The sequence below is a fragment of the Alphaproteobacteria bacterium PA2 genome (genome assembly GCA_002256425.1).
GTDB lineage: Bacteria > Pseudomonadota > Alphaproteobacteria > Caulobacterales > Caulobacteraceae > Phenylobacterium.
In genome coordinates this window covers 1775954-1797068 of the sequence record NKIZ01000001.1, presented here as the reverse complement: position 1 = coordinate 1797068, position 21115 = coordinate 1775954, and the positions used below count along the sequence as shown (strand labels likewise).

Genomic DNA, 21115 nt, shown 5'->3' with positions numbered 1-21115 from the left:
GATGGATTGCACTTCGTGGAGCCTTCCCATGCATTCAGCCGTCATCGCCGCTACCGGGCTCTATACGCCGGAGCAGACCGTCTCCAATGCCGAGCTGGTCGTGGCCTTCAATGCCTATGTCGAGGCGTATAATGCCGAGCATGCCGAGGCGATCGCCGCCGGAGAAACAGAGGCCCTGACGCCATCATCGGAGGCCTTCATCGAAAAGGCATCCGGCATCAAGTCGCGACATGTCATCGACCGCAGCGGAATTGTCGATCCGAAGGTCATGCGCCCAATCATTGCTGAGCGCAGCAATGACGAGCCCTCGATCATGGCCGAGATCGGCGTGGCCGCAGCGCGGGACGCAATCGCGCGATGGGGCAAGGACGCCAGCCAGATCGACGCCGTCATTTGCGCCGCCTCCAACATGCAACGCGCCTATCCGGCCATGGCGATCGAGATCCAGCAGGAGCTGGGTATTGACGGCTTTGGCTTCGACATGAATGTCGCCTGCTCCTCCGCCACCTTCGGGATCAAGACCGCCGTCGACTATATCGCCTCAGGGTCCGCCCGGGCTGTGCTGGTGGTGAACCCGGAAATCACATCTGGTCACCTGAATTTCTGCGACCGCGACAGCCACTTCATCTTCGGCGATGTGGCCACAGCCATCATTGTCGAGCGCGCCGACCTGGCGACGGGCGGATGGGAAATCCTGGGAACGCGGCTGAAGACCCAGTTCTCCAACAATATCCGCAACAATTTCGGATTCCTCAACCGGACCGCCCCTGAGGGGATCGGCGCCCGGGACAAGCTCTTCGTCCAGGAGGGCCGCAAGGTGTTCCGCGAAGTGGTGCCCATGGTCTCGGAAATGATCCTTGAACACGCTTCTGACCTCGGGCTGGATCCAACGTCACTCAAGCGTCTCTGGCTGCATCAGGCCAATATCAACATGAACGAGATGATCGGCCGCAAGGTGCTGGGCCGCGACCCCAGCCGCGAGGAGAATGTGATCATCCTTGACGAATACGCCAACACGTCATCCGCCGGATCGGTCATAGCCTTCCATTCCGCCAACGAAGACTTTGCGCCCGGAGACCTGGGTCTGATCTGTTCGTTCGGCGCGGGTTACTCGGCCGGAACGGTCTTCGTCCGCAAGCGCTAGGGCCTGGCCGGCGGGTTGGCTGGATGGGTCGCCTTCCAGTCCATGGCCATCCGGATCCGGCGGCTGACCGCCGGGTGATCATAGAACAGGACTTCCTCAAGCTTGCCGGGCGAGGCCGCCCTGTACTCGATGGTCTTGGCCAGAGCGCGTGCAAGGCCATCGGGTTCATTTACCTGGGCCAGGGAAAACCTGTCAGCGTCGGTCTCGGCGATCCTGATCATGGAAACCCGGACGGGGGTCGACACCAGGGCCAGGCAGGTCAGGATGATGCCGAATACGGGGAAGCCTGCAGGGTCGGCTATGCCTTGAACACCCTTGGCGCCTGTCCACTTGAGGACCAGAGGGAACAAGCGGTCGACGGCGAAAAATCCAGCCAGGGCCAGTAACCCATAAACGGCCATGAACCAAAGGACGTGATGGTGGACATAGTGTCCCATCTCATGACCGACGACGCCTTTCACTTCGGCAAGATCGGCGTCCTTCTTGAACATTACATCGCTCATCGCCACCCGGGCGGTCCCGAAAAGCCCTGATACGTTAGCCGTGTAGCGGTTTGACTGCTTGGAGCCGTCATAGATGAAGATCTTGTCCGACGGCACGCCATTGGCCTTTGCCATCTCGACCACGGCGTCCCTCACCGGGCCGGGCGGCGCCGGGGTGTAGTCGTTGAAAAGGGGCTCAACGACAATCGGCCTGACAATCATCAGGAGGATCAGGAAGCCGGCGGACAGGAAGGCGCCCCAGAGCCACCAGGTCTTCTGCGTGCGCCGGATGAGGACATAGAGCCCAAGAACAAGGAGCGGCAGCAGGACGAGGGAAAGGACATTCGTCAGGGCCCACTCACCGAGCCAGGCGCCAAACCCCTGACTCGAGAGGCCATAGGACTTTTCACGCCACCAGTCTGAATAGCCGGACCAGGGCAGGACAAGCACAGACTCCAGCAGACTGTCGACAATCACCACGGCCAGAACGGCGCGAAGCGGTCTCGATCTGCCCGCTTCCACCCAGGTGCGGACCCTGACCAGAATACCTGACCGCAGGACAAGAACGGCTGCAAGGATGGCTGCGAGCGCGCCCCAGAGCAGCATCCAGTGCCCGCCCTGGGTGTAGGCGACCGCTTTGGCGTGTTGCGCCTCCGTCAGGACGGCAAGATAGGCCTGGGTCGCCGCAGCGGGATCAAATTGCGCCAATGGCCCAGCCCTCTTCTGGCCCGGCGACTCCCGCCAAGCTTACCTAGTGTAAGCTTACCGATCCTTTTCCCGTTCGCCAATCGCCGCCTGCGCCGCGGCAAGCCGGGCAATGGGCAGTCGGTAGGGCGAGCAGCTCACATAATCCAGGCCGACATCCTCGCAGAAGGCGATGGAGGCAGGGTCGCCGCCGTGCTCTCCGCAAATTCCCATCTTGATGTCCGGGCGGGTCTTGCGGCCGCGCTCGGCCGCGATGCGGATCAGGTCGCCGACGCCTTCCTGGTCCAGGCTGACAAAGGGGTCCTTATCGAAGATGCCCTTCTCGATATAGGCATTCAGGAACCGGCCGCTGTCGTCGCGGCTGATGCCGAAGGTTGTCTGGGTCAGGTCATTGGTGCCGAAGGAGAAGAACTCGGCCGTCTCGGCCAGATCGCCAGCCCTCAGGGCAGCCCGGGGCAATTCGACCATGGTGCCCACCTGATAGGTGATGCGCAGGCCACGCTCAGCCATGACTGCTTCAGCGACCCGGTCCGTCAGCTTGCGCAGGTAGTTCATCTCCTCGCCCTTGGCGACCAGGGGATGCATGACCTCGGGCACCGGTGGGGTCTTGCCTGTTTCGGCGATTTCACAAGCGGCCTCGAAGATCGCCCTCACCTGCATTTCATAGATTTCAGGATAGGAAACGCCCAACCGGCAACCCCGATGGCCCAGCATGGGGTTTGTCTCATGCAGTTCCTTGGCCCGACGCATCAGCTTGTCAGCGTCCAACCCCGTGGCCTTGGCGACGGCTTCAAGGTCTTCGGCCGTATGAGGCAGGAATTCATGCAGGGGCGGGTCGAGGAGCCGGATGGTGACCGGCAGCCCCTCCATGATGGTGAAGAGCTCGACGAAGTCCGCCCGCTGCATGGGCAGGATCTTGGCCAGGGCCTTGCGCCGACCAGCCTCGTCGTCAGCCAGGATCATTTCACGGACCGCGGCGATACGGGTTTCATCAAAGAACATGTGCTCGGTGCGGCAAAGGCCGATGCCTTCGGCGCCGAACTGCCGGGCCGTCCGGGCGTCCAGGGGCGTTTCCGCATTGGCGCGGACCTTCAGACGGCGGGACTGGTCAGCCCACCCCATCAGGGTCGCGAAGTCGCCTGTCAGTTCAGGCTCGATCATCTGCACCAGGCCGGACAGGACGTCGCCCTTGGATCCGTCGATGGTGATGATGTCGCCAGCCTTGAAGGTGCGGTTCCTGGCGCGGAAAACACCGGCGGCTTCGTCGATCTGGATCTCTCCGGCGCCCGAGACGCAGGGACGTCCCATGCCACGCGCCACGACGGCGGCGTGGCTGGTCATGCCGCCCCGCGCCGTCACAATGCCGCGCGCAGCATGCATTCCGTGAATGTCTTCCGGACTGGTCTCCTCGCGGACCAGGATCACGGCTTCGCCGGCCGTTCCCAGCCGCTCGGCCTCATCGGCGTCGAAGACGATCTTGCCGGTGGCGGCGCCCGGGGAAGCCGGCAGGCCCGAGGTGATCAGGTCGCGCGGAGAGTTCGGATCAATTGTCGGGTGCAGCAGCTGATCAAGGCTGGAGGGTTCAACCCGCATCACCGCCTCTTCCTGGGTGATGAGGCCTTCGCTCGCCATGTCCACGGCGATCTTCAGGGCCGCCTTGGCCGTGCGCTTCCCGTTGCGGGTCTGCAGCATGTAGAGCCGGCCCATCTCAACGGTGAACTCGATGTCCTGCATGTCGCGATAGTGGTGCTCAAGGCGCTCCACCACCGACTTGAACTGCCCGAACACCTCCGGCATGGCCTCTTCCATGGAAAGGGCGCGCTCGCCCATCTCCTCGCGGGCCGCCCTGGTCAGGGCCTGGGGCGTGCGGATGCCGGCCACCACGTCCTCGCCCTGGGCATTGATCAGGAATTCGCCGTAAAGGGACTTGTCGCCCGTCGAGGGATTGCGGGTGAAGGCAACCCCGGTGGCCGAGGTGTCGCCCATATTACCGAACACCATCGACTGGATATTGACGGCGGTGCCCCAGCTTTCCGGGATATCGTGCATGCGCCGGTAGAACTTGGCGCGGTCATTCATCCAGCTTGAGAATACGGCGCCAATGGCCGCCCACAGCTGGGCCTGCGGGTCCTGCGGGAAGGGCTCTCCCCTCTCCTTCTCCACGACGGCCTTGTAGTCCCGGACAACATTTTCCCAGTCATCTGCCGACAGGGCCGTGTCCACATAGAGGTCCAGCCGGTCCTTGTGCTCATCAAGGATCTCCTCGAACACATGGTGGTCAATGTTGAGCACCACATTCGAGAACATCTGGATGAAGCGGCGATAGCTGTCGAAGGCGAAGCGGCGGTCGCCGGCCAGCTTGGCCAGACCTTCGACGGTCTGGTCATTCAGGCCAAGATTGAGGACTGTGTCCATCATGCCCGGCATGGATGCCCGGGCGCCGGAGCGCACGGAAACCAGCAGGGGGTTCTGCGGATCGCCAAAGGCCTTGCCTGTCAGCTTTTCCACCGTCGCCAGCCCGGATGCGACCTGGTCCTTCAGGTCCGCCGGATAGCGTTTGTCATTGTCGTAATAGTGGTTGCAGGCCTCGGTCGTGATGGTGAAGCCGGGCGGCACCGGCAGGCCCAGGGCTGACATTTCCGCCAGATTGGCGCCCTTGCCGCCCAGGATTTCCTTCATGGAGGAGTCGCCGTCGGCGTGGCCGCCGCCAAAGGAATAGACCCAGCGCGCCTTGGCCATCGTATCGGTCGACATCGCGGATATCTCCTAGCTATTGACCTGACCGAAGTCGGCGACCCTGCCCATGGCGTCGCGGACCTGGATCAGCAGCTTCAGTCGGTTTTCCCGCTCAGCGGGGACCTGGGAATTGACCAGCACTTTTTCGAAAAAGGCGTCGACCGGCCCACGCAGTCCCGCCAGGGCGCGCATGGCGGCGGCAAAGTCTTCGGCATTGATCGCCTGAACCACCTTGGGTTCAACAGACCCAACCACCTCGATGAGCGCCAGTTCCTCGGAAGACGCGCCAGCCATGGGCGCAGGGTCGCCATCTGGAAGGGCGCCCTTCTTTTCCTCAGCCTTGAGGATATTGGTCGCCCGCTTGTAACCCGCCAGCAGGTTTGCGCCGTTTTCGGTCACCAGGAAGTCCGACAGGGCTTCCACCCGGGCCACAATGCGAACCAGGTCGTCATCGCCAAGGGCGTAGACCGCATCTACCAGATCGTGGCGCTTGCCCTGATCACGCAAAGCCACCTTCAGGCGGTCCGCCAGGAAGGCCAGAACCTCTTCCGAAACCTCGGCGTATCGACGGAAGGTGAAGATGACCTCGCCTTCCGGGGGATCGCCCGCGGCGGCCGTACGGTCGAACCGGATGTCGAAATTGTCCTTAGTGGTCACGACCTGTGGCACGCCCTCGACGAGGGCGGCGTCAAATTCCTCAAGGTAGGCGGCGAACACCTGCGATGGCGCCCGGGACTCCGGCCCCAGATAGCCCGTTGTCCGCCGGGTCGAGATATAGAGGGCCCGGCCCGGGTCCACATAGCACCGTAGGGACTCATACCAGTCATTGACCAGTTGCCGTACCGGCGCACGGGATTCAGACCCCAGAAGAATGCGGATCACACCCAGGGCTGCACGGCGCAGGGCATAGGGATCCCTGGAACCGGTGGGCTTCTCGTTGATGGCGAAGAAGGCCGTAAGGGTGTCGATCTTCTCGGCAAGCGCCACAGCCATGGTGACAGGCGTATCAGGGGCCTCATCGGAGGCACCCACAGGACGGTAGTGGTCGCGGACGGCGTCAGCGACAACGGGGCTGATCTTCTCGGCACGGGCGTAGTAACCGCCCATCAGGCCCTGGAGTTCCGGGAATTCTCCCACCATGCCGGTGGTCAGATCGGCCTTGCAGAGCCTTGCAGCCAGCACGGCCTTCACAGGATCAGCGCCGACCCGGGGGGCTATGGCTTTGGCCAGGTGCTCCAGGCGTTCGACCCGCTCGGCCAGGGTTCCAAGCTTGGCGTGGAAGGTCACGCCACGGAGTTTTTCCAGCCGATCCTCAAGACGGATCTTGCGATCCTCATCCCAGAAGAACCGGGCGTCTGAAAGACGGGCTGACAGCACCTTTGCATTGCCGCGGGCAATCTCGGCGCCGCCATCCACCGCTTCGATGTTGGCGACCGTGATGAAGTGCGGTGCGAGCCTGTCGGTCGCCGCGTCCCTGACGGCGAAGTACTTCTGGTGCGTCCGCATGGAGGTGCGGATCACTTCGGGCGGCAGGTCCAGGAAGGCTGGATCCATGTTTCCCAGCACAGGCGTCGGCCATTCAGCGAGACCGGCGACCTCATCGAGGAGGCCATCGTCCTCCACCAGTTCGAGATTCCGCGCGAAGCAAAGGGTCTTGGCCGCCTCGAGGATCTTCTCCTTGCGGAGTTCCGGATCGAGGATGACGAAATGCTTCTCCAGTCCGGCGACATAGCTGTCGAAATCCCTGACCTTGAAGGTCCGGCCCGAGCCCATGAAGCGGTGGCCACGGGTGAAATCGACGCTCTCGACCTCATCAATGGTAAAGGGCACCCGCTCGCCATCGAACAGGCAGAGCACGTGTTTGAGCGGACGGACCCAACGCAGGGTTCCGCGGCCCCAGGTCATGGACTTTGGCCATGGGAAGTTGCGAACGATCTCGTCCATCATCTGCGCGACGATCTCGGTCGTCGGGCGGCCCGCGCGATGAATGTGGGCGAACCAGACCCCGTCCTTCTCCACCAGATCGGCCATTTTCAGACCCGTTGAACGCAGGAAGCCGGACATGGCTGCATCCGGCGAACCAACGCGAGGGCCTTTACGCTCTTCGTGGCGATCGCCCTGGGCAGCTGGCAGGCCTTCGGCCACCAGGGTCAGGCGACGGGGGCCGGAAAATGTCTTCAATCCCTCGGGCAACAGGCCTTCAGCGGCCAGCTTTTCCCGCGCCATGCGCTCGAAATCCCGGGCAGCCTGGATCTGCATGCGGGCCGGGATTTCTTCCGAGAAGAGCTCGATCAGCAACTGGGGCATGGGTCAGGCCTTCTCCGCCGGAGCCGATGATCCATTGCCGCCCTCATTGGCGACCCAGGCCTCTGCGCACATCTTGGTCAGGTCACGGATGCGACCGATATAGCTCTGCCGTTCAGCCACGGCGATGGCGCCCCGGGCGTCCATCAGGTTGAACAGATGGCTGGCCTTCAGGACATGATCATAGGCTGGCAGGACAGTCGCCTGTCCCTGCGGCCCCCGCCCCTGCAGCAGCCTGGGAACCTGGGTCTCCATGTCCTCGAACTGCCGCTTCAAGGTATCCACGTCATAGAGGTGGAAGTTGGCTTCGGATTGCTGCCGCTCGTTTTCCAGGAAGACATCGCCATAGGTCATGGGCGCGGGGCCATCCGGATCATTGAAAGCCAGCTGCGTGAAGTGATCCACATTCTGGATGTACATGGCCAGACGTTCGAGACCGTAGGTCAGTTCCCCGGCTACCGGCCAGACATCCAGACCGCCCACCTGCTGGAAATAGGTGTACTGGGTGACTTCCATCCCGTCGCACCAGACTTCCCAGCCCAGCCCCCAGGCGCCGACCGTCGGGTTTTCCCAGTCGTCCTCGACAAAGCGGATGTCATGCTGGCGGGTGTCCAGGCCGATGGCCTCAAGGCTGCCCAGATAGAGCTCCTGCAGGTTCTCGGGGTTCGGCTTCAGTATGACCTGGTACTGGTAATAGTGCTGCAGGCGGTTGGGGTTTTCCCCATAGCGGCCGTCTCCGGGCCGCCGCGACGGCTGAACATAGGCCGCCCGCCAGGGCTTTGGGCCGAGCGCCCGCAGAACCGTGGCGGGGTGGAGGGTCCCTGCCCCGACCTCTACATCGTGAGGCTGCAGAATCACGCATCCCTGCGCGCTCCAATAGTCATGGAGCTTCAGGATAAGACCCTGAAAGGAAAGCGGCTTTTTGTTCGACATGGGCGTGGCTTCGCAACCGCAAAAAAGTCGGCGGACCATAGGGCCCGCCGACCATTGCTTCAAGCTTTCGTGAAGGAAAGTCGTCAGTTCGGCTTGGCGGCCGGAGCCACGGTTTCCGGAACGACAACCGGGGGCGGCGCCGCATTGGGCGACAGCACCCTGTCGATCACATGAATGACGCCATTGGAGGTGACAATGTCCATCTGGACAAAGGCGACGCCGTTGACCCCGGGCGGCTTGCCCCCTTCCATCTCGACGGGAAGCTTGGCCAGGGTCACGGCTGTCCGCGCAGCCCCAGCAAAGTCCGCCGTGGGAACCCGCGCGGGGATGAAGTGATAAAGAACTGTCTTTTGCAGCTCGGCACGATTGGCCAGAGCCATCAGCGCCTGAATGTCGGCAGCAGGCATGCTTCGGAACGCCGTGTCTGTCGGGGCCAGAACCGTAACGTCCTTCAGGGATTTGACGAAGGCGGTCAGGCCGACGGCGTCAGCGGATCTCAAGAAGATCGTGAACTGACCTGAGGCCTTGAGGGTGTCGATGACATCGCCCGCCGGCGCCACAGGCGCCAGGGATGCTGCGACCGGAGGTGCAGCCGGGGCCGGAGTTTGGGCGAAGGCGACGCCGGACATAAAACCGGTCATGGCCAAGATGGAAATGAAGCGCTTCATTGAAAGGAATTCCCAGCTGCAATGATCTGAACCTGCCCTTAGCGAGACAGGACCGGTTTGACTACCGGTCTCGAATTACCCGACCGGTTTTCAGGCAGAAACGGGGCGGTTTGCAGGCGCCTGCCTGCTGAGCAAGCACAAGAGGAAGGCAGGAAGTGCTCATTTTTAGACCATAGGCCCCGTATATCGCCTGATTTTCAGGCGCCAGTGGCCTTTTACGGCGCGACAGCCCGCCGCAGCGCATCATTCCATTCATGTCTCGTTAGCGTTGGAACGCCATCCGCCTTTGGATCGGCTGGAAACACTTAGGGCGCGGCCGGGGGGAATCCTCAGCGCCGAGCGGGAGCGAGCGGATGAAAATGATCGTTGCGATCGTCAAACCCTTCAAACTGGACGACGTGCGTGAAGCGCTTGTCGCTGCCGGTGTGGAAGGTCTCACGGTCTCTGAAGTTAAGGGCTACGGCCGTCAAAGGGGTCAGACCGAAATCTATCGGGGCGCTGAGTACCAGGTGAATTTCCTGCCGAAGGTGAAGCTCGAGGCCGTCATTGAAGACAGCGCCTCCGCCAAGGTCGTCGACGCGATCAAGGCTGCGGCCTCCACCGGCAAGATCGGCGACGGAAAGATTTTTGTCCTCAATGTCGAGGACGCTGTGCGCATCCGGACCGGTGAGTCCGGCGCCGCGGCCCTCTAACGGATCAGGACCAGGGGATAAACACATGAAACTCTTTGGAATGAACAGGCTGGCGGGACTTGTCCTCGCCGCCACTCTGGCGGGGGCGCCGTTTGCAGCTTCCGCCATAGCGCAGGACGCCGCTGCGCCTGCTGCAGCCGCTCCGGCGGCGGAAGCTGCCCCAGCCGCACCTGAAGCCGCTCCGGCCGTAGCGCCGGAAGCAGCAGCCCCCGCTGTTGCAGCGCCAGAAGCTGAAGCACCTGGACCTGCCCTCCTCCCCCACCAGGTCAAGCTGGAGCTGGACTCTGCCGGCACGGCCTGGATCCTGACCTCAACGGTTCTGGTCCTCATGATGACCATCCCGGGACTGGCGCTGTTCTATGGCGGCATGGTTCGTCGCAAGAACATCATCGCGACCGTGGCCCAGTCCTTCGCCATCACCTGCCTGGTGACCGTGGTCTGGATGGTCGCGACCTACAGCCTCGCCTTCGGCACCAACGAGAATGAAGCCCTGCAGCCGTTCATCGGCAGCTTCAAGAGCTTCTTCCTTGGTGGTGTGACCGTTGATACGGCCTACAGCGCCGCCAAGGGTCTGCCGGAAATGCTCTGGATCACCTACCAGATGACCTTCGCGATCATCACCCCTGCCCTGATCTGCGGCGCCTTTGCCGAGCGTATGAAATTCTCCGCCATGCTTCTGTTCATGGCCCTGTGGTCGGTGTTCGTCTACGCGCCGGTCTGCCACTGGGTCTGGGGCGGCGGCTTCCTCTCGAAGATGGGCGTTCTGGATTTCGCCGGCGGCACCGTCGTGCACATCAATGCCGGTGTAGCCGGTCTGGTCTGCGCCCTGGTCCTCGGCAAGCGCAAGGGCTATGGCAGCGAGAACATGGCTCCCTCCAACCTGGTCTACACCATGATCGGCGCGAGCCTGCTGTGGGTTGGCTGGTTCGGCTTCAACGCCGGGTCGGAATGGGCTGCAGACGGCGTCGCCTCGGCCGCCATGCTGAACACCCAGATCGCAGCTGCAGCCGCAGCTCTGGCCTGGATGGTTGTGGAATGGATCGAGCGCAAGAAGCCCGGCATGCTGGGTCTCGCCTCGGGCGCCGTAGCCGGTCTGGTCGCGATCACCCCTGCCGCCGGCTTCGTCAATCCTCAGGGCGCGCTGATCATCGGCATCGTCGCTGGCGCAATCTGCTACCTCGGCGCAGTCTGGGTGAAGCGTATCTTCAAGTACGACGACAGCCTTGACGCCTTCGGCGTCCACGGCATCGGCGGCATTGCCGGCGCGCTTCTGACCGGCCTCCTCGCTGACAAGACCATCAATGCCCTGGGCGAAGGCGCAAACGTCCTGACCCAGGCCAAGGGTGTCGTCATCACCATGGCCTGGACCGCCGTCGCCACCCTGGTCATCCTCTACATCTGCAAGTTCACAACCGGACTGCGGGTGTCGGAAGAGGCCGAAGTGGAAGGTCTGGACACTTCCCTCCACGGGGAAGCCCTGCACGAATAGACTGGAGACTGTTCGTCAATCCGGGAACGGGGGCCCTTGCGGCCCCCGTTTTCATTTGGGCGTCAGTTGAAACTGCAGGCCTGGACCCACCAATCGGGGTGACCTTGGCTCACTCTGGAGGCAAGGATCTCAGCCCGCCTCCTGTCACTGCAGAGGGCGAAGCAGGTCGCACCCGATCCCGACATGCGGGCCAGAAGGACGCCGGGGCCAGACTCCAACACATCAAGCACATCACTGATGACCGGCTCCATCGCCAGGGCCGGCGACTGAAGGTCGTTCCGCGTTTTCGTCAGCCAGCGGGCCAGCGCCTCTGCATCGACGAAGAGATCCGGACGCGCAGGCGGAGCCGTATCGGAGAAGACGGCCATCTCGTCATACTTCCGATAGACCCCCGCCGTGGAAACCGCGACCCGTGGATTGACCAGGACGCCATGCAGGTCCGGGGGTAGATCCCAGGGTGAGAGGCGCTCGCCCCGGCCTTGCGCCAGCACCGATTTCGCCCAGAGGCAGGCCGCCCCATCCGACCCAAGGCTCGCAGCGAGAGCCTCTAGGACCGTATCAGACATCTCAGGCGCATAGGTGCTGCGTAACAGGCGCAGGGCTGCGCCTGCATCGCTGGATCCGCCACCAAGTCCCGCTGCGATCGGGAGTCTCTTTTCAAGGTGCAGGCCCGCTCCCTTGGGCAAATGGTCGCCGAGTGCTCCCATGGCCCGGGTCACAAGATTGTCGCTTCCAGCATCAAGGCCGGGGGAAAATGGCCCGGAAAGCGTCAGGCCCGGACGCGGGTCCAGGGACACCAGATCACCGACATCAGCAAAGACCATGGCGCTGCAGATGGGATGGAAGCCATCTTCCGATGGCGCGCCGACATGAAGGAACAGGTTTACCTTGGCCGGAGCCAGACAGTTTCCAGCCATCCGCCAGACCTAGACCCCTTTGGGCTGCACAGGGCCGTCGACAAGGTCGGGCAGGCCCGAGACCAGCTTCTTCTCGACTTCAGCCTTGAGTTTGGCCTCAGGATCGAGCGTCAGGACCCTGCGCCACTGGAATACGGCCTCGTCCTTACGGCCGACCCGCCAATAGGCGTCGCCCAGATGGTTGTTGATGTCTGGATCGCCCGCTTCCAGCTCAATGGCGTTTTCGAGGGTCGCAACCGCCTTCTTGAAGTCACCCATCCGGAAATAGGCCCACCCCAGACTGTCGACCATGGCGCCAGACTGCGGCGCCTGGCTGACTGCCTTCTGGACCATGCTGAGCGCGCTATCGAGGTGCTGGCCACGGTCAATCCAGGAATAACCCAGATAGTTCAGCACCTCTGCATCGTCAGGCTGGAGTTTCAGGGCAGCCAGCAGATCGGCCTCGCCCTCCGCCCAGCGGCCAGCGCGGTCATAGGCCACGCCCCGCGCGTAGAGCAGTCGCCAATCCGGTAACGAACCCATGATCCCCGTGAGGACCTCGGCGGATTCCTCATACTTCTCGTTGACCCGAAGCAGGTCGGCCAGGGTCATCCTGGCGTCGATGTCGCCCTTCGCAGCCATGGCGCGGGCCATGGCGATGGCGGTCGTCGGGTCCTTTGCGGCCTGATAGGACCAGGCCAGCTTCGACTGCGCAGCCTGATACTCCGGTGAACCTGGCCTGGCCATCGAATAGGCCTGCCTTGCCCCATCCCTGTCACCGGCGTCCTGCAAGAGGTCACCGACCAGAAGCCAGGCATTGTTGAGTTCCGGATCCAGCCTCAGGGCCAGGCGCAGGTAGGCCAGAGCCATCTGGTTCTGCTTGGCGTTCAGGACGACAATGGCTGGCGCGACAATCGCTTGGGCCGCCCCCTGTCTCAGGGTGGGCGCCGCCGGCGCCCTGCCCTTGCCGGACTGAGCCCGTAGAAGGGCCGCCTTCAGCTGGGAGTCCATGGGCTGTCCGGCCAGAGCCTTGCCATAGAGGGCAATGGCGTCCAGCCGCCGGCCCCGACGCTCCAGAAAGCCGCCATAGGCCAGTGCTGACAGGGTGGACGGCGTATCCCCGGCCGCCAGGATCTTGAAGTCGGTCTCGGCCTCGTCAAACCGGTTAGCCCGCTCGTAGAGGTGCGCCTGTCCGAGCAAGCCGAAATAGTCGACGACCTTGTCGCCGCTCGATTGTGGTCGGACCACCGAGGACTGGGTGTCGCCGGCCATGGCTGCTGCCCAGGGCGAGAGCAGAACCGCCAGGACCTTATGGGGATAGGGTGTCTTTTCCGGCGCAAGCAATTGACGGCCGACCTTGGCGTCGCCACGGGCCAGGGCCTCTACTCCCTGAACGACGAGACTAAATCTCTGGACTTCGTCTCCTTCACCAATCGGCGCTATGGCCGCAGCCCGGGTGACATCACCGGCAAGTAGCGAAGACGCAAACACACGCTCGCCCACCAGGCCTTCGCTGTCGTCAGCCAGATTCTGGGCTCTGGAGAAATAGTCAGCGGCTTCCCGATTGCGCCCGTCAGCAAGGGCGCCGTTACCCGCCAGATAGAGGCCATAGGACGAGGTCGGAAACAGGTCCGCCATCTGGGGGGGCTGGGTTGCGCAGCCGCCAAGGACTGCAGCGAGAGCGAGACCGGCGGCGAGGCGGAATTGAGTCATGGGCGCAGTCTCATGAATTCCGCCCCTGCTGCAACCCGCCTTCGCCCTTCAAGGCCTACATGTTCGGATAGTTCGGGCCGTCGCCGCCCTGGGGCGTCGTCCAGTTGATGTTCTGCGACGGATCCTTGATGTCGCAGGTCTTGCAGTGGACGCAGTTCTGGAAGTTGATCTGGAACTTGGGGTTCTCGCCCTGCTCGTCATAGAGCACCTCATAGACCCCCGCCGGACAGAACAGACGCGCCGGCTCACCGTATTTCGGCAGGTTCACCGAGATCGGGATCGAGGGATCCTTCAGCTTCAGGTGCGCCGGCTGGTTTTCGTCGTGGTTCGTCGCCGACAGGAAGACCGATGAGAGCTTGTCAAACGACAGGACGCTATCGGGCTTGGGATAGACGATCTCCTTGTAGTCCTTGGCGAGGCCCGTCGAGGCGGCGTCGGACTTGCCATGCTTCAGGGTGCCCCAGGGCGACCATCCGCCAAGAATGGTGGCGAGCATGGCGTCGAGACCGCCCAGCGGTATGCCCAGCACTGTGCCGAACTTCGACCAGAGCGGTTTGAAATTGCGGACGTTCCAGAGTTCCTTGGCGATGGAAGATGTCTTGTAGGCATCTTCATAGGTCGCCAGTTCGTCGCCGCCCCGGCCTTCAGTGATGGCCGCAAATGCTGCTTCCGCCGCCAGCTTGCCGCTCTTGACGGCGTTGTGGCTGCCCTTGATCCGGGGAACATTGACCATGCCGGCCGAGCAACCCAGCAGAACGCCGCCCGGGAAATAGAGCTGAGGCAGGGACTGCGATCCGCCTTCCGTGATGGCGCGAGCCCCGTAGGCGATGCGCTTGCCGCCTTCCAGATAGCCGCGGATGGAAGGATGGGTCTTGAAGCGCTGGAATTCGTCGAAGGGCGAGATCCAGGGGTTCTTGTAGTTCAGGTGCACCACAAAGCCGATGGACACGTAGTTGTCCCCGAAGTGGTACATGAAGCTGCCGCCGCCCGTGGCGTTGTCCAGGGGCCAACCGAAGGTGTGCTGGGTCAGACCGGACTCAAAGTTGGCGTCCGGCACCTGCCAGAGTTCCTTGATGCCGATGCCGAACTTCTGGGCGTCACGGCCCTCCGTCAGGCCAAACTTGGCCTGGAGCTGCTTTGAGAGGGACCCGCGCACGCCTTCACCGATGAAGGTGTACTTGGCGTGCAGTTCGATGCCTGGCTGATAGTCAGGCCCCGGCTCGCCGTCCTTGCCAACACCGAACACGCCTGCGACCACGCCTTTCACGGCGCCCTTTTCGTCATAGACGACTTCCGACGCGGCCATGCCGGGATAGATTTCAACGCCGAGGCTTTCCGCGTGGGCCCCCATCCAGCGGCAGACATTGCCAAGGCTGGCGATGTAGTTGCCGTGGTTCAGCATCCACTTGGGGAAAGGCAGGAAGCTGATGTCCAGCGCGCCTTGCGGGCCCAGCATCACGAACTTGTCGCGGCTCACCTTGGTTTCAAGCGGAACGCCCAGTTCCTTCCAGTCGGGAAGCAGTTCCTGAATGCCGCTGGGATCAATCACGGCGCCCGACAGGATATGTGCGCCGACCTCGGAGCCCTTTTCGAGCACGGCCACCGAAATCTCGGTTCCGGCGGCTTCGGCCAGTTGTTTCAGACGGATCGCCGCGGCAAGGCCGGATGGCCCCGCGCCAACGATGACCACATCGTATTCCATCGCTTCGCGTTCGATGGCGTCAGCGGCTTGGCTCATGGTTCTGAAGCTCCCCTTCCATCCGCATCAAGGAGCGGCTGGTCTTGATCCCTTTGGGGACTTATCAATAGCTTGCACAAGGGCGGTCAAGCACCAATGCCGCCAAAATTGATTTTCGGACCGCAATGAGACTTGCCGACGCCACTGCCGAAAGCCTGCTCGCGTTCTGGGCTGAGGCCGGCATTGACTCAATTCTGCTTGATGAGCCGATTGACCGGATCGCCGCAGGGGCGGTTCCGGTTGTTCGCCCGGCCCCGCCTCAGGCCTTCCCTGGGCGACAGAAACCCGCAGTCGCAACGCAGGACGTCTCCGCCCATGTCGAGGACGCCCGGCAGGCGGCGCAGGCATGCCAGACCCTGGAAGAGCTGCAGGCGGCAATATCCGCATTCGATGGCTGTCCCCTGAAGTTTCAGGGCGCCAAGCAGGCGGTTTTCAGTCGCGGCGCGACCGAGGCCCCGATCTTTGTCGTCGGCGAAGGCCCAGGGCAGGAGGAAGATCAGCGCGGCCAGCCCTTCGTGGGACGTGCGGGCCAACTGCTGGACAGGATGTTCGCAGCAGTAGGGATTACCGATCGGGTCTTCATCACCAACTCGGTGTTCTGGCGACCGCCGGGCAACCGGAACCCCACGCCCGAAGAGCAGGCGGTCTGCATGCCCTTCGTCGAGCGGGCCATCGCCCTGGTCCAGCCCAGACTTCTGCTTTGTGTCGGCGGCCCTTCATCGAAGGCCATGCTGAAGCGAGACGAAGGCATTCTGTCCCTCCGCGGCCGCTGGATTGAGTGGCGCAGTTCCGACGGTCAGATCGAGCTCCCCGCCCTGGCCACCCTTCACCCGGCTTTCCTCCTGCGACAGCCCGCCGCCAAGAAAATGGCCTGGGCGGACCTTCTGACCCTGAGCGAGCGTCTCGACCGCCCTGCGCGCTGATCAGGCAGGTTTGCCCACTCCCCGGCAGACCGGGACTCTGCCGCGCCTCACATTGCCCTGCCTTTTTGAATTGGAGCCTTATCCCTTGAGGCGGTTCCGTCTCGCAGGATAAAGCTCTAGGAACAGTCCGGCTAGGTAGACCGGGCCCAGGCTGGCCACTGGTCGCGGTTCCGGAAGGTCCTGTATGACGAGACTCACTAGATGGGCGGGCGCGATCCTTGCCATCGGGCTGAGCCTCATTGCGCCTTCGACCCGGGCCGCCGCGCCCCAGGCCCTCTCGCCCGACGACGCCTTGCGCTACACCCAGGCCTTCGCTGCCGTAGACCAGGGCGACTTTGTCGGCGCAGCCCTGCTGGCAGTGGATATCGGCGATCCATCCCTGAGCGGCTATCTCAACTTCCGCCAGTTGATGCATCCGACAGCGCACAAGTCCAACTATGCAGAGCTGAACGCCTGGCTGTCCCAGTACAGTGATCTTCCCCCCGCAGAGCGGATGGCCCAGCTGGCGGCGCGGCGAAAGGCTCCATCAGATCCCCCGCTTTCACAGCCAGCCCTGTCAGGCGTGCAATGGGCTTCAACCATTCTTGTGCCCCCAGGAACCGGAGGGCCGTTTGACGTCGACAGCGGACGCCAGGCCAGGCTCGCCTTCTACAATGGCGACGCCGTGCGCGCCTTGAGCCTTGCTGTCGCGACGGGAGACCGCTGGATTGCAGGCCTGGCGGCCTACCGCCTCAAGTCCTTTGAACAGGCCGAGAGCAATCTCGCCGCACTGTCCCACGATCCTGCCGAGGACATCTGGGTGCGGGCCGGTGCTGCTTTCTGGGCGGCAAGAGCTGCTGAAGCCGTCCTCGAAAAAGACCCCAAGGCCCGGGCGCGCAACGAGACCTATCTGCGACAGGCAGCGTCCGCACCGCATACCTTTTATGGAATGATCGCCGAGCGGCAGGCCCTGATGCAGAACCTGGGCTCGGCCTTGCCCCTTGAAACCGAGCCTCGCCCCTTTAGGCGGCCGCCAGCGGCGAAGCCTCCCGTGGTTCCCGAGGCTGATCTGATCGCCCTGGTTCGTGACGATCTGAGAGCCCACCGCGCAGCAGCCCTGGCGCAGATCGGTCGGGCCGAGGAATCCGGCCAGGAGCTGAGGGTCGGCCTGTCCCTTGCTTCACCTGAAACACGCCGCAAATGGGAAGCCCTGGCAGCCGCCCTGAACGCAGAGCTGACCGAAGACAGGCCGATCGCCACATTGTCCCGCGTGTCCGCTGAGCCCGATTACCCGACACCGGCCCTCTATCCCAGCCGGGGCTTCACCATCCCCAGGGCGCTGGTCTATGCGATTGTGCGCCAGGAAAGCCGGTTCAATCCCGGCGTAGTGTCCTCAGCCGGCGCTGTCGGCCTCATGCAGCTCATGCCCGAAACGGCGGTCCACGCCAGCGGCAATCCCCGCCTGAGGGACGATATGAGCCCGCTCTTCAACCCGAGCATCAACCTGCGGGTGGGCCAGGACTATGTCACCTGGCTGATGAACCAGGGTGTCGGCTTTGACCTCCTCAGGACGGTGGCGGCCTATAATGGCGGACCGGCCACCCTGCAGAAAACGGCGCAGATGCTGGGCGAAGAGGATGACAGCCTGATGGTCATCGAATGCATGCCGGCGCCGGAGACCCGCGACTATGTCGAGAAGGTCATGGCGGCGTACTGGGCCTATCGGAAAAAGTTCGGGCAGGACCTGGGAACGCTCGACATGATCGCTTCCGGCCAGAAATATGTGGACGCCCGATGGGATGAAGACCCGCCTCCTATCGCCCAGCCTGCGCCCAGCCCCAGGAAGGCGAAGGTGCGCAGTTCCAGCCGTCATCGACGAGCCTAGGCCTCGATTTTCGCCGCAATCTGGGCAGCAAGGCTCCGGAGTTCTTCGGGGTCCGCCATGCCGCCGCTGGCATGCCGGCCAACAGCCTGACCTTCCCAACGCGGAATGATGTGGAAATGCAGGTGGAACACGGTCTGTCCAGCTGCAGTCCCGTTGAACTGGGTGATGACGACGCCATCGGGAGCAAGTGCTGCGCGCACGGCCTTCGCCACGGTCTGCACGCCCTGCATCAGGGCTCCAAGCCGTTCGGGAGACTCCTCGAGGAAATTCCGGGCCTGCGACGACTTCGGAATGACCAGGGTATGGCCCCGTGTTTGGGGGAAGACATCCATGAAGGCGTAGACGTCATCAGTCTCGTAGACCTTGGCGCTGGGCATTTCCCCCCGCAGGATCCTGGCGAAAATGTTCGAAGGATCGTACTGACCGTCCAGGCTCATTCAAAAGCTCCTAGTGCCATGGGTTAGTCGCCCTTCTTGAAGGGTGAGTATTCCTCGGAAAGCCATTCCATCTCGCCTTCCACCGCAGCACGCTCCCGCCGCACGAAGTCCTCTACGGGGCCCCTCAGCAAGGGGTCTGCGATATAATGCGCCGAGCGAACGGCAGCTGGCAGGTAACCCCGGGCGATCTTGTGCTGTCCCTGGGCGCCGGCTTCAACCCGGGCGAGCCCGCGGCCTATGGCCCATTCGATGGCCTGGTAATAGCAAAGCTCGAAATGCAGGAAGGGAATGTCCTCCAGACAGCCCCAGTTGCGTCCATAGAGGCAGTCGTCACCGATCAGGTTCAGGGCGCCAGCCACCCACCTGCCCTGCCTCCGGGCCATGAGTAGCAGGACGCGGTCCGCCATCCTCTGGCTCAAGTGCGAAAAGAAGGCTCGGTTGAGATAGGGCCGTCCCCACTTGCGCGAGCCGGTGTCCATGTAGAAGGCGTAGAAGGCGTCCCAGTGCTCTTCCTTAAGGTCCGTCCCCGTGAGGGCGACCACCTCGACCTCCGCCAGGGCGTCCCGACGCTCCCGCCTTATGGTCTTTCGTCGCCCCGATGAAAGCTGGTCGAGGAAGGCGTCAAAGTCGGCATAGCCCTGGTTGTTCCAGTGGTATTGCTGGCCTTCGCGCATGGCCAGGCCCTGCTCGCCCAGCCAGGTCCATTCCGTGTCCGTTGGAAAATTGATGTGCAGCGAAGACGCGCCATACCTGTCGCAAAGCGCGGTCGCACCGCCCAGCAGGTACTGCCAGGCCTCCTCCCGATCAACACCGGGCCTCACCAGCAGGCGCGGACCGGTCGCCGGCGTAAATGGCGCGGCGCAAAGCAGCTTGGGGTAATAACTGCCCCCTGCCCGCTCATAGGCGTCGGCCCAGGCGTGGTCGAAGATGTATTCGCCCTGGCTGTGGGACTTCACATACAGGGGCATGACCGCCGCCACCCGGCCGTCCTCATCCTCGACGGAGAGATGCTGGGGACCCCAGCCCTGGCGTTCGACGGCGCACTCCGACACTTCAACCGCGTCCAGGAAATCGAACATCACAAAGGGATTGGCGCAATAGGCCGGATTGAGCGCGCAGGCGTCCCAGGCCTCACGGCCGATCTCGGCGACCCGACGGCTGACCTTGACCGCCGGCTTCAGCGTCACGCCCTGAAACCCTCGAAGATCAGGTTGTCGCAATAGGGCTTCACGGTTTCCCAGGCGGCGGGATCGCGCACGGTCCAGGCGACGACGGGCATGCCCTCTTCACGATAGGCCGCGACCTTCGGGTCGCTCACCGTATCAAGGCTCATGGCCAGGAAGTGGGGTTTGGCGATCGCCACCTGCTCCAGCCGCGCAAAGGACTGACGCTGCTCCTTGGAAAGGTGGGGTTGCTCATCCGACCACGCCCAGCTGTCCAGCCCCCTCAGAACGCCGGGAAACCGCTCGGCGAACCAGGCGTGGCTATAGGGGTTGAACCCGATGACACAGACCGGACCATTGTGATCAATCAGGATCTCATGAACCCGCTGCTCCAGCGGACCGACCTGGCCGAAGGGTGTCTTGAGTTCGACATGCACCATGGCCCGGTGGCCGATCAGGGCCAGGGTCTCCAGCAAGGTCGGAATGCCCTCGTCCGTGCCCTTGAGTTTCATCTTGCCGAGGTCATCTGCGGTATAGTCTCGAATGCGCCCCTCAAGGCCGGTCATCCGCTTGACGCTGTAGTCGTGGTGCACGACCGCCTCGCCATCGGCGGAGAGGTGTACATCCAGCTCGATGCCGTAGCCGGCCTCGCAGGCCTGCTGGAAGGCCGCCAGGGAATTCTCAGGGGCGCCTTCATGGTTCCAGAGGCCCCGATGGGCGACAGGGGGATGAAACAGGAGATCCCAGGCCTGACCGAACTGCGTCTTCACGAAACCTCCACCACGGCGTCGACTTCCACCGCGAAATTCAGGGGCAGGCGATAGACGCCAACCGCCGACCGCGCATGCTTTCCGGCGTCGCCGAAGGCCAGGACCATGACATCAGACGCGCCATTGACGACCTGAGGGATATCAAAGAAGTCGGGTCCGGCCTGAACAAATCCGCCCAGCTTGACCACGCGGACCACCCGCTCCAGGTCGCCATCGCAGGCCGCGCGCATCTGGGCGAGGAGGTTGATGCCGCACATCCGTGCGGCCGCCCGGGCTGTTTCCATGTCGACATCGACGCCGACTGTGCCCTTCACCCCGCCCGAGGCGTCAACCGACACCTGCCCTGATATATGAACCAGGTTCCCGGTCCGCACGAAGGGAACGTAGTTTGCGACGGGCGCGACGGGCTGAGGCAGGACGATCCCGGCGGCGGTGAGGCGTTCTTGAATGTTCGACAT

Annotated in this window: 17 protein-coding genes; 5 read left to right on the top strand and 12 right to left on the bottom strand. The window is 63.2% G+C overall.

Annotated elements, in window-relative coordinates:
- Positions 1-28 precede the first annotated feature (28 nt).
- Positions 29-1144 carry a beta-ketoacyl-ACP synthase III gene (locus CFE28_08585; GenBank protein ID OYU70043.1) on the top strand — a complete coding sequence of 372 codons (1116 nt, stop codon included), beginning with the start codon at positions 29-31 and terminating at the stop codon, positions 1142-1144.
- Here the strand turns inward: CFE28_08585 and CFE28_08580 are convergent.
- The 5 genes from CFE28_08580 to CFE28_08560 form a co-directional block, all read right to left on the bottom strand.
- Complete coding sequence (locus CFE28_08580) at positions 1141-2334, bottom strand: peptidase M48 (GenBank protein ID OYU70042.1); 1194 nt, start codon at positions 2332-2334, stop codon at positions 1141-1143. The genes CFE28_08585 and CFE28_08580 overlap by 4 nt on opposite strands.
- Positions 2335-2388: 54 nt before the next feature.
- Positions 2389-5085: a pyruvate, phosphate dikinase gene (locus tag CFE28_08575; protein ID OYU70041.1), complete on the bottom strand. Its 2697-nt coding sequence runs from the start codon at positions 5083-5085 to the stop codon at positions 2389-2391.
- 12 nt (positions 5086-5097) lie between these two features.
- Complete coding sequence (locus CFE28_08570; GenBank protein ID OYU70040.1) at positions 5098-7374, bottom strand: glycine--tRNA ligase subunit beta; 2277 nt, start codon at positions 7372-7374, stop codon at positions 5098-5100.
- A 3-nt stretch (positions 7375-7377) separates the two neighbouring features.
- On the bottom strand, positions 7378-8304 hold the full coding sequence (locus CFE28_08565; GenBank protein ID OYU70039.1) for a glycine--tRNA ligase subunit alpha: 927 nt from the start codon (positions 8302-8304) through the stop codon (positions 7378-7380).
- A gap of 83 nt (positions 8305-8387) precedes the next feature.
- On the bottom strand, positions 8388-8972 hold the full coding sequence (locus tag CFE28_08560) for a Nex18 symbiotically induced protein (GenBank protein OYU70038.1): 585 nt from the start codon (positions 8970-8972) through the stop codon (positions 8388-8390).
- A gap of 353 nt (positions 8973-9325) precedes the next feature.
- Here CFE28_08560 and CFE28_08555 point away from each other — a divergent pair, with 353 nt between their 5' ends.
- Positions 9326-9664, top strand: a complete 339-nt coding sequence (locus CFE28_08555) for a transcriptional regulator (GenBank protein OYU70037.1) — start codon at positions 9326-9328, stop codon at positions 9662-9664.
- Positions 9665-9689: 25 nt separating this feature from the next.
- The gene (locus tag CFE28_08550) at positions 9690-11153 is read left to right on the top strand and encodes an ammonia channel protein (GenBank protein OYU70036.1); all 1464 of its coding nucleotides are present in this window, start codon (positions 9690-9692) and stop codon (positions 11151-11153) included.
- Between the two features lie 62 nt (positions 11154-11215).
- Here CFE28_08550 and CFE28_08545 read toward each other — a convergent pair whose 3' ends face one another.
- The 3 genes from CFE28_08545 to CFE28_08535 are packed head-to-tail and all read right to left on the bottom strand — an operon-like array spanning position 11216 to position 15500.
- Positions 11216-12070: a 4-(cytidine 5'-diphospho)-2-C-methyl-D-erythritol kinase gene (locus CFE28_08545; GenBank protein OYU70035.1), complete on the bottom strand. Its 855-nt coding sequence runs from the start codon at positions 12068-12070 to the stop codon at positions 11216-11218.
- A gap of 9 nt (positions 12071-12079) precedes the next feature.
- Positions 12080-13762: a hypothetical protein gene (locus CFE28_08540; protein OYU70034.1), complete on the bottom strand. Its 1683-nt coding sequence runs from the start codon at positions 13760-13762 to the stop codon at positions 12080-12082.
- Between the two features lie 55 nt (positions 13763-13817).
- Positions 13818-15500 (bottom strand): electron transfer flavoprotein-ubiquinone oxidoreductase, encoded by a 1683-nt coding sequence (locus tag CFE28_08535; protein OYU70033.1) that lies wholly within the window; start codon positions 15498-15500, stop codon positions 13818-13820.
- A gap of 125 nt (positions 15501-15625) precedes the next feature.
- Between CFE28_08535 and CFE28_08530 the strand changes: the two genes are divergently transcribed.
- Both CFE28_08530 and CFE28_08525 read left to right on the top strand, forming a co-directional pair.
- Entirely contained in the window at positions 15626-16423 is a 798-nt protein-coding gene (locus CFE28_08530) for a uracil-DNA glycosylase (protein ID OYU70032.1), read from the top strand.
- A 184-nt stretch (positions 16424-16607) separates the two neighbouring features.
- On the top strand, positions 16608-18287 hold the full coding sequence (locus tag CFE28_08525) for a lytic transglycosylase (protein ID OYU70031.1): 1680 nt from the start codon (positions 16608-16610) through the stop codon (positions 18285-18287).
- Here CFE28_08525 and CFE28_08520 read toward each other — a convergent pair.
- From CFE28_08520 to CFE28_08505, 4 genes are read right to left on the bottom strand one after another with little or no spacing between them, the layout of a single operon-like run.
- Positions 18284-18724, bottom strand: coding sequence for an HIT family protein (locus CFE28_08520; GenBank protein ID OYU70030.1), 441 nt, complete (start codon positions 18722-18724; stop codon positions 18284-18286). The two genes, CFE28_08525 and CFE28_08520, sit on opposite strands and share 4 nt — an antisense overlap.
- Before the next feature lie 23 nt (positions 18725-18747).
- Complete coding sequence (locus CFE28_08515) at positions 18748-19911, bottom strand: GNAT family N-acetyltransferase (protein OYU70029.1); 1164 nt, start codon at positions 19909-19911, stop codon at positions 18748-18750.
- Positions 19908-20657: a glycerophosphodiester phosphodiesterase gene (locus CFE28_08510; protein ID OYU70028.1), complete on the bottom strand. Its 750-nt coding sequence runs from the start codon at positions 20655-20657 to the stop codon at positions 19908-19910. Before CFE28_08510 ends, CFE28_08515 begins: the two co-directional genes overlap by 4 nt.
- Positions 20654-21115 carry a hypothetical protein gene (locus tag CFE28_08505; GenBank protein ID OYU70027.1) on the bottom strand — a complete coding sequence of 154 codons (462 nt, stop codon included), beginning with the start codon at positions 21113-21115 and terminating at the stop codon, positions 20654-20656. Before CFE28_08505 ends, CFE28_08510 begins: the two co-directional genes overlap by 4 nt.